Genomic DNA, 9,596 nt, shown 5'->3' with positions numbered 1-9,596 from the left:
GCTAACCCAGCGCCGCGTGTACACATGCTGCACGCCGCACATCCCCCTCTGAGGGGCGTCGGTCGTGGATCGCATACGGAAAATCTGCCGCCGATACGCAGCGTTCAGACGCTTGTTCGCTGCCGCGTAGGCAGCTTAGAAAGCAGTCGGGAACAGTTCCGCGGCGAGCGCGATGTTCGCTGCCGCGTAGGCAGCTTAGAAAGCGATGTAGGCGAAGGGATAAGACGTGTAACCGTTCGCTGCCGCGTAGGCAGCTTAGAAAAAGCCGCTCGACCAGTTCGAGATTGAACGGCTGTTCGCTGCGGCGTAGGCAGCTTAGAAAGATGCGATCAAAAAGGCTTGCGGAAGGTACAGGTTCGCTGCCGCGTAGGCAGCTTAGAAATCCATCGGCTGAAAGGAAACATCGTCTGTGTAGTTCGCTGCCGCGTGGGCAGCTTAGAAAACTTGAAGATGAGGATGCCTTCGGGTTCAAGCATTCGCTGCCGCGTAGGCAGCTTAGAAAAACGTGCGCACCTTGTTGCTCCGTGACGCTGCGGTTCGCTGCCGCGTACGCAGCTAAGAAGACTACTGCAACTGACTCCCGCGTCGGCCCCAGAATCGCCCTCGCCGAAATTGCGAATCGTCAATAAAAGCCATGTTCGAATATACGCGCCCCGAAGCGCTCTCTCCTCCCGAAGCACCTTCGCTCCCGCGCACAGCACCCCCAAGCACCTCCCGCGTTTCGCTGCCGCTTATCAGTGTATTTGGCTTAAACGCTTTCCCTGATTCCTCTCGAAAAACATCCCGCATAGCGTGTCGCCGTCGTGTCGAGCCGCTGGCAGCTCGGCCGTTCTTACGGCGCGCGAACAAACTCGCTGCGCCAAGAGCAACAGAACAGCTTCGTAACTCAATATAACCAACAGCGGCGAGTGCCTTCGCAGGCAAACCCTTAGAACAACAAAATGAATGATTGGCACCCCACCAATCCGGTTGAACGCCGCTTCATGGCCGTTCACGAAGACTGGCTCGGTTTCGCAAGCGATCCGCAAGCGCGGCTGCTCTACTGGCACACCAGCGAAGCCGATCAGCGCATGATCGCCGCGTACATCCAGCGGCAAAGCCAGCTATCGAGCGCAGTACTGCGCCTGCATTCGACCTTCGACGATGCGGAGCACTATGCCGCCGCCTTGGCCGACGAGATCATGGCCTGGTACGAGAGCGGCAAGGAAGCCTCGACCGCAAACGGCGTGACGGCGGATTGGAAGCCACCTTTGCGGGATCGCAACGAAGCGGCCACGCCTTACCTTCTGCGCGTGACCGGCAGCCTGATGCGCCATCACCCGGACGTCTTTCCGCTATGGGTGCTGGTCCTTGAACCCGAGCCCATCCGCAAGCCGGCCGACTTCGAGCGTTGGCTCGACGCGCTCCTCGCAAACCTGGAACAGGACGCATGGCAAGCCCAGCGTCTTCGGCTCTTGCTGACGGGGACCGATAACGAGCCGCTTCCTCGGCTCACGAAAGACCGTCCGCAACAAGTGAAAGTGCTGCGCGGCCGCTATCACATGGAAGCGTTGCCGCGCGAGTTGATCGCCGACTCCGGCGAACGCGGCCCCGCCGCTGACTTCCGACGGTTGTTCGTCGCGCTGAACGACACCATCACCAGTGGCACGCCTGCCCGGCTCGAAGAGTTGCGTTCGCAGGCTCTCACGATCACGAAGGCGCAAGGCTGGCCCGACCAGAGCGTCGTCGTGCATATGCTTGCCGGCGCGGCGTATCTCAAGTGGAATTCGCCGCAGCTTGCCTTATCCGCTTACGAACAGGCGACGCAGGCCGGGCGGGAGGCCGTCGCGGCGAATCACGAAGCAGGCAACAAGCTCGTCATCAACAGCCTGTTCGGCGAAGCCTCTGTCTACTGGATTCAAGCCGACTACGCGCACGCCGCTGAACGCTACGCGCAAGCCGCCGAGTTGGCCGAAGCCGATCGCGACGGGTTTCTCTCGGTCGAAGGCTGGCGCATGTGCAGTGAGTGCTTCGCGCAGATGAGCCGGCCCGACGCGACGGTCGACGCGGGACTGCGCGCGCTCGATGCCGGCACCCTCATCCCTGTCCCCATGCGTGCCAACAGCAACCTGCAGATGGTCGCGCAGAGCCTGCTCAAGCGCGTCGGCTCGTTCCACAAACAGCGGCGCGAGTTGACGTCACGCCTTGTCGCCCTCTATGGCGAGAATTGGCCCGAAACCATCCGCCCGCTACCCGCAGGTGAAGTGACACAGCAGTTCGCCGAGGCATTACCGCTTGAAGCAGGAGATCAGGCGTAATGGCGCTGCTCGCAGTCAATCACCTGACGCCGGTGATCGGCATCGACGTCCACCTGATTCAAACAGTCGCAGGCCCCATTCTCCCGCTGCCTCACCCGCACGTTGGATTGGTGCTCGATCCAATGGAGTACCTGAGTTGCTTACCCGAAGGCGTCGGCAGCATGGTCTCCATCGGCATGATGGCGATGGGCGCGGCTTCCATCGTGAAGATGGGCATGCGCAGTGTCGGCGCGGCAGCGGTCGGTATCGCGTCAATGGGCGTCATGATGGCCGCAGGCGGCGGTGGCGGGCCGATCTTCGTCAACGGTCTGATGCGAACCACTGCGGGTACGCAGACGATTCACGTTCCGGGCCTGCATTTTCCGATCGGCGGCACGTTCACCGGTGACGATGCGCCGAAGCCCTCGAGCAATAGCGAGTCGTTCCTCGGCAGCCTCACCGTGCGCGCCAACGGCGACCCGATGTCTTACGCCGTCCTGCCCGCGCTGAGTTGCTGGTTCGCGGGCATGCTTCCGCTATCGCACAACGCAGAGCACAGCAAACGCGAGTGCGCTTCGTTGCCCACCTCGCTCATGCTGCCGATCCCCGCATCGCGCCCGGTTCTCGTAGGCGGGCCGCCCGTGCCGAGCATCGCGGCGCTCGCCGGCATGGCAATGAGGGCCGCACACGCCCACGCGATGAAGCAGAAGCCGAAGTTTTGCGGCGTGTCGCGGGCGATTCAAGATCGGCTGGGCGATGGATTGTGGGGCCGATTCATCAAGGGACTCGTCCAGCGCGGCTTCGGTGAACCCGTCGATGGGGTGACCGGCGAAGTGATCGTAGAGCAACACGACTTCACGGTCACAGGACGGCTGCCGCTTGTATGGAACCGCTATTACGCAAGCCACGACCTTCTGCCCGGCGCAGTTGGGCAAGGCTGGCGCACGCCTGCGGACATCCGCCTCGATCTATTCGAACACGATGGCGATATCGGCGCCATCCTCCGCCTGCCTGACAAACTCGTCGCCTTCGATCAGCTACCGATCGACGAAGGATGGTCCGCGCGAATCATCGAAGGCGTCGGAGGCCATGCCCTTTATCGCGACGGCGAGCGCTTCATCGTGCGCACACGCGAAGCGCTCGAATATCGCTTTGCAATGCACGATGGATGGCGTGACGCCGCGCTATTCGCGCAGCCCAACGGACCGCTCGCGCTGTGGCTGGAGCAACTTAACGACCTCAACGGCAATGCTTGGCGCGTTCGCTGGCGGACCGGACGCGATGCGCCACAGCAACCGCTGTTGCGCCTGATCGAATATGCGGGCGATGCGCCTACCGGGCGAAGCGTGCAATGCGCGCAGGGAAGCCTGCGCGGCCAACTCGGCGAGATCACGCTGCACGATGCAAACGGCGAGCGTCATGCGCTCGTGCGCTATGCGCAGGACCGCGCGGGCGATCTCGTCGCCGTGCATGATGCGCTCGATATGCCGTATTGCTTCGAATACGGCGGCGATCATCTGATGGTGCGCCATACGGATCGCAACGGACTGTCGTTCTATTACTCGCATCAGCATCACGACGATGGTCTGTGGCGCGTCGATCACGCGTGGGGCGATGGCGGACTGTATGACTACCGCTTCGAGTACGACCTGACGCATCTCGAGACGCACATCACCGATTCGCTCGGCGGCGTGACGCTTCTGCAAGCCGACGCGCGCGGTTTGCCCATCATGCTGACCGATCCGATGGGCGGTGTGTCCAGTTATCAATACGACGGCCTCGGGCGCACGACGTCGATGGTCGATCCGGCGGGCAATCGCACGACGTGGGAATACGATGCGTTCGGCAACGTGCTCACGCACACGCTGCCGGATCAAAGCCAGATCTGCACCGAATATGACGCAACGCTCAAGCCCGTGTCGATCACCGATCCCGAGGGAGGAGTCTGGAAGCAGACCTGGAATGCACGCGGCGGTCTCGTCGATCAAACGACGCCTGCGGGCATCAGAACGGCTTACCACTACGACCTTAGTGGGCAGCTCGTACGCGTAGTCGACCCGATCGGACAGGCGACGACGATTGCCTACGACCCGCTCGGATATGTCGCCGAGATCATCGACGCGGCGGGTCGCAGCATGCGTCTTTCGCACGATACGCGCGGCAATCTCCTGCGCCGCGAAGCGCCGGGCGAAGACGTCACGACATACCGTTGGGACGCGAAGAACCGCTTGAGCGCCTGCGAGCTGCCCGGCTCGCGCCTTGTGCGCTGCGAGTACGACGCGCAAGACAATCTCATCCGCTACATCGACGAAGCGGGCCAACACACGACGTTCAGCTACTTCGGGCAAGGAAAGCTGCGCACGCGCACGGCCCCGGACGGCAGCGTCACGCGCTACCACTACGACACCGAGGAGCAGTTGATCGGCGTGAGCAATCCGCTCGGGCAGCGGTGGCAACTCAAGCGCGATGGCAATGGCCGGCTTGTCGAAGAAGTGGACTATTGGGGACAAGCGCGACAGTACATCTATGACCCCGCCGGTCATCTGACGCAGACCATCGACCCGCTGGGGCAAGCCCTCGCCATCCAGTGCGATGCGCTGGGACGGGTCATCGAGCGACGCGCACAGCCGACCGAAGCGGAACGCTACGCGTACAACCGTAAAGGCCAGTTGACCGAGGCGAGCAACGCGCACGGGACGGTCGTGCGCGCCTACGATGCCGATGGTCGACTCACGCGTGAAACGCAGCAACAGGCGTCGTTCGGTGGCGCGATCGACTATGCCTATGACGAGGCCGGACGCCTGGTGACCCAACGGCGGCGTATGCAGGCCGGCGCGAAACCACCGTTCGAACAGACGCTGACCTACGGCTATGACGCGTTGGGCCATCCTCAGACGCTCCAGATCGACGATCAAGAACCGATTCGCTTCACGCGCGACATCGCGGGGCGTCTGAGCCGCGTGAGCTTCTCGGCGGAACTCGATCACGTTCTCGAATACGACCGCGCCGGGCGCCTCGCGCGCCATACGACGATGCAGGCGGCGCGCGCTGTCGATCAGGTCGCCTATCGTTACGACGCACTGGGCAACTTGACGCAGCGCGACGATTCACGGCTGGGCGTGGACAGCTACCGCTACGATCCGTTGGGGCGGATTGTGGCGCATACCGATCCCGCGCAGACGCTGCGCTACTTCGTGTATGACAAGCAAGGCGACCGCTTCAGCAGCCAATACGCGGATGGCAATCGACGGCACATTCAGCACCATGACGGCGCGCGCTGGTGGCTCGATGCAGCAGGTCAACTGGTCGAGCGGCACGACCGCCGGTCGGGCATGCAGTGCTTCAAGTGGGATGCCTTCGGGCGGCTCGCGGAGTTCGAGAACACGCACAACGAGAAGTGGGCTTATCGCTACGATGCGCTGGGCAGGCGGATCGGTAAGGTCGCGTTGGGTGGGCCTTACAGCACGACGCCCGGCGAAGCTCAGACTTGGTTTTTGTGGGATGGCGATGCGATGGCCGGCGAACTGCGCGACACGCCGGTACGACAGCAGGCACGTTTCTATGCGTATCATCTGAATAGCTTCGAGCCGCTGGTGATGCAGCTCAGCGCGACAGATGAAGCGGCTGGCGCAATAGCCGCTCGTACGTTCTATTACCAGAACGATGTGAACGGCGCGCCGGTGAGGTTGCGCTCAGGCGACGGTGAGATCGCATGGGAGGCGCATTATGATGTGACCGGTGGCGTTGATTACGCCGAGACGGATAGAATCGATCAGCCGATTCGGTTGCAGGGGCAGTACTTCGATGCGGAGTCGGGACTGCATCATAACCGCTTCAGATACTTCGACCCCACGACGGGCGGTTTCATCAGTCAGGATCCGATTGGCTTGCTTGGTGGTACTAATCCCTATCGGTTCGCTCCGAATACCCTTGGTTGGGCCGATCCTCTTGGACTAAGCTGCGAAGAACTAAAGAATCAAATGCCTCATTCTCTAGAGGAGGAGTTGGCGACGGCAGAGCGGCTCGGCGTTAAGCCGATGGTTGCCAATATTGATGATCCGAAATTCGAAGCGCTGGTTAATTCTGGGACGATAAAATATGTGGTAACTCCAGATGGGACGCTCGTAGTTGGCCCTCACTCTGTGAATGGGACAGAAATATCTCATGCTGTTTTGTCTGGAGGACAACCGGTGATCGCTGCTGGACAAGCGGACATTGCAGGCGATGCCGTAAATGGTTTTTTTGGGCTGGATATCAACACTTATAGCGGTCATTATATGGATGGAGCTAGTTCGGCCTTAAATGAATCTGTTGCCAACATTGGAAGGGGGGCCTTCAATGATGCTGGAGTTATCGTCCCGTAAGAATCTTGAGGTTATTGACTTCGATAAAATTTTTACTGGAGGGATGACATGCGATAGTGTTAGAGGCGTTTTAGGAAAAAACGCGGTTCGAGTCTCAAGTAAAAGTTATGACCAGGGAAGCACTGTCGCAGGATATTCCATTTCTCGTCTATTTATTGTAACGCGAGGCTATTGCTGTGTAAGGTTTGATGGGAGATCCTTATCTTTGCACAAAGGGTTGGCTACTTTTGTGGGTGATGGTTATTATGAAATTGAAACTTCATCCAATGCGGGGTGCGACGCAATTGTAGCGTGGTTGAGAAAGGGTTTTAGTTGACGGAAAACGCAATGACGGCCGCACGGAGCGCGAATGGAAGAAGATACAGACTATCTTTTCGTCAAGCGAAAACTTGTAGCGCTTCTGGAGAAGTATGCGAGCGTGCTGGATGAAGAAATGTTGACGTCCGTACGGCATTACATTGAGCACGACGAATATGAGATGGGTTTCGAGGGCCTATTCATCGACCTCATGAAAATAAACTTCGATCCGAATAGTATCGAAATGGATGTATATCTAAAAATCGGTGAGTCGCTATCTCTGAATGTTAAAAGCGTCTTTGATGGTAACTTCTGGATGCACCTCAAGAACTATGTGAGCACTAGGCAGCTTTGAAACATATGCAAGAGAAAAGGAGACCCCGCTCACTCCGCTGCCGCGGGGGCAGCTTAAGGATGTCGATATCGGACACGCCCCTCTACCCCACCCCCACCCACTCCCCCTCCCCCGCACTACTCCTCAACACCGCCTCCACAAACCTCAACCCCGCGACCCCATCCTCCACAGTCGTGAGCCACTCATCGCCCTGAATAGTCCCGCGCGCGATACACCCCGCCGCATCCGCATAAACCTGCGCGAACGCTTCGATATACCCTTCCGGATGTCCCGCCGGCACGCGCGTCGCATGCTGCGCCTCAGCGCTTTGCACACGCCCGCGCGTGATCCGCTCCGACGCCCCGCCGACCGGCGTGAACCATAGCTCGTTCGGCGCTTGCTGATCGAACATCAAACCGGCCTTAGTGCCATACACGCGCAGCCGCAACGCGTTCTCCTCGCCCGCCGCCACCTGACTCGCCCACAGCATGCCGCGCGCGCCGTTCGCATAACGCAGCATCGCCTGCACGTGATCGTCGACGCGTCTTCCCGGCACGAACGTCGTCACATCCGCCGATAACGCCGAAGGCCGCATGCCCGTCACATACTCCGCCAACTGATACGCATGCGTGCCGATATCGCCGAGGCAACCCGCCGGGCCCGCGAGCGCCGGATCGGTGCGCCACGCGGCCTGCCGGTTCGCCTGCGTCTCGACCGGCATCGAAAGCCAGTCCTGCGCATACTCTACCTGCACGACGCGGATATCGCCGAGCGCGCCGTTCCGCACCAGCGCGCGTGCATGCCGCACGAGCGGATAGCCGGTGTACGTGTACGTCACCGCGAACACGCGATTCTTCTCCCGCGCGAGCTTCGCCAGCGCCTCGCCTTCAGCGAGCGATACGGCGAGCGGCTTGTCGCAGATCACGTGGATGCCGGCTTCCAGAAACGCCGTCGCGATGGGCGCATGCAGGTGGTTCGGCGTGACGATCGCGACCGCTTCGATGCCGTCGGCGCGACTCGCTTCGACGCGCGCCATCTCGCGATAATCGTCGTAGCTGCGCGGCAAGCCGATGGCCGCCGCGCTCGCCGCCGCGCGCTGCGGATCGGACGACAACGCGCCCGCCAGCAACTCATAGCGGTCATCGAGCCGCGCCGCCATGCGATGCACCGCGCCGATGAACGCGCCCTCGCCGCCGCCGACCATGCCGAGTCGCACGCGCCTCATCGCTTTTCTCCTGCTTTGTTCTCAATGCCGAGCACATCGCGCATTTGCTCGCGGCTCGCGCCGCTGACGGCGAAGTCGTCGAACGCATGCTCGGCCACGCGAATGATGTGATCGCGAATGAACGTCGCGCCTTCCCGCGCGCCGTCTTCCGGATGCTTCAACGCGCATTCCCATTCCAGCACGGCCCAGCCGGGAAAGTCGTATTGCGCCATCTTCGAGAAGACCGCCTTGAAATCGATCTGGCCGTCGCCGAGCGACCGGAAGCGCCCCGCTCGCTCGACCCATCCCGAATAGCCGCCGTACACGCCTTGCCGCCCATTCGGCCGGAACTCCGCGTCCTTCACATGAAACGCCTTGATGCGCGCGTGATAGATGTCGATGAACGCAAGATAGTCCAGTTGCTGCAAGACGAAGTGACTCGGGTCATAGAGGATGTTCGCGCGCGGATGATCGTCCACGGCCGCGAGAAAGCGCTCGAACGTCACGCCGTCGTGCAGGTCTTCGCCGGGATGCAGCTCGTAGCACACGTCGATGCCCGCGCGGTCGAACTCATCGAGAATCGGGCGCCAGCGCGTGGCCAATTCATCGAACGCGGCTTCGACGAGACCCGCCGGGCGCTGCGGCCACGGATACACGTACGGCCACGCGAGCGCGCCGGAGAACGTGACGTGCGCATTCAGGCCCAGCCGCTTCGATGCCGCCGCCGCGTGCTTCAACTGCGATATCGCCCATTCGGTGCGCGCCTGCGGATTGCCGCGCACATGCGGCGCGGCGAAGCCGTCGAAGAGCGTGTCGTAGGCCGGATGCACGGCGACCAACTGGCCTTGCAAATGCGTCGACAGCTCGGTGATGACAACGCCCGCATCCTCGACCGTGCGGCGAATCTCGTCGCAATAGGCATCGCTCGATGCGGCTTTCTCAAGATCGATCAGGCGCAGATCGGCGGGCACCTGAATGCCCTTGTAGCCGAGTCCCGCCGCCCACGACGCAAGACTGGCGAGCGTGTCGAACGGCGCTTCCCCGCTCATGAATTGCGCGAGAAAAATCGCCGGGCCCTTTATCGTCTTCATCTTTCGCCTCGTTGAAAACGCCGGTCAGCG

At 61.2% G+C, this 9,596-nt stretch carries 5 protein-coding genes and 1 CRISPR repeat array; of the genes, 3 read left to right on the top strand and 2 right to left on the bottom strand.

Features of this window, described 5'->3' with window-relative positions:
* Positions 1 to 114 precede the first annotated feature (114 nt).
* Positions 115 to 563: direct repeats of the CRISPR family, unit length 28 nt; unit sequence GTTCGCTGCCGCGTAGGCAGCTTAGAAA.
* Between the two features lie 378 nt (positions 564 to 941).
* From NCR34_RS14170 to NCR34_RS14160, 3 genes are all read left to right on the top strand, one after another.
* Positions 942 to 2,297 (top strand): hypothetical protein, encoded by a 1,356-nt coding sequence (locus NCR34_RS14170; protein ID WP_250500160.1) that lies wholly within the window; start codon positions 942 to 944, stop codon positions 2,295 to 2,297.
* Positions 2,297 to 6,640 (top strand): RHS repeat-associated core domain-containing protein, encoded by a 4,344-nt coding sequence (locus NCR34_RS14165; protein ID WP_250500159.1) that lies wholly within the window; start codon positions 2,297 to 2,299, stop codon positions 6,638 to 6,640. The genes NCR34_RS14170 and NCR34_RS14165 overlap by 1 nt, the downstream gene beginning before the upstream one ends.
* A gap of 349 nt (positions 6,641 to 6,989) precedes the next feature.
* Positions 6,990 to 7,292 (top strand): hypothetical protein, encoded by a 303-nt coding sequence (locus tag NCR34_RS14160; protein WP_250500158.1) that lies wholly within the window; start codon positions 6,990 to 6,992, stop codon positions 7,290 to 7,292.
* An 82-nt stretch (positions 7,293 to 7,374) separates the two neighbouring features.
* Here the strand turns inward: NCR34_RS14160 and NCR34_RS14155 are convergent, their stop codons facing one another.
* Positions 7,375 to 8,496: a Gfo/Idh/MocA family protein gene (locus tag NCR34_RS14155; RefSeq protein WP_250500157.1), complete on the bottom strand. Its 1,122-nt coding sequence runs from the start codon at positions 8,494 to 8,496 to the stop codon at positions 7,375 to 7,377.
* The gene (locus NCR34_RS14150) at positions 8,493 to 9,566 is read right to left on the bottom strand and encodes a sugar phosphate isomerase/epimerase family protein (protein WP_250500156.1); all 1,074 of its coding nucleotides are present in this window, start codon (positions 9,564 to 9,566) and stop codon (positions 8,493 to 8,495) included. Before NCR34_RS14150 ends, NCR34_RS14155 begins: the two co-directional genes overlap by 4 nt.
* Positions 9,567 to 9,596 lie beyond the last annotated feature (30 nt).

It is taken from the genome of Caballeronia sp. GAWG1-5s-s (assembly GCF_023631445.1).
Lineage (GTDB): Bacteria > Pseudomonadota > Gammaproteobacteria > Burkholderiales > Burkholderiaceae > Caballeronia.
Note: the sequence above shows the minus strand (reverse complement) of the source record. Positions and strands in the feature narration are given on the sequence as shown.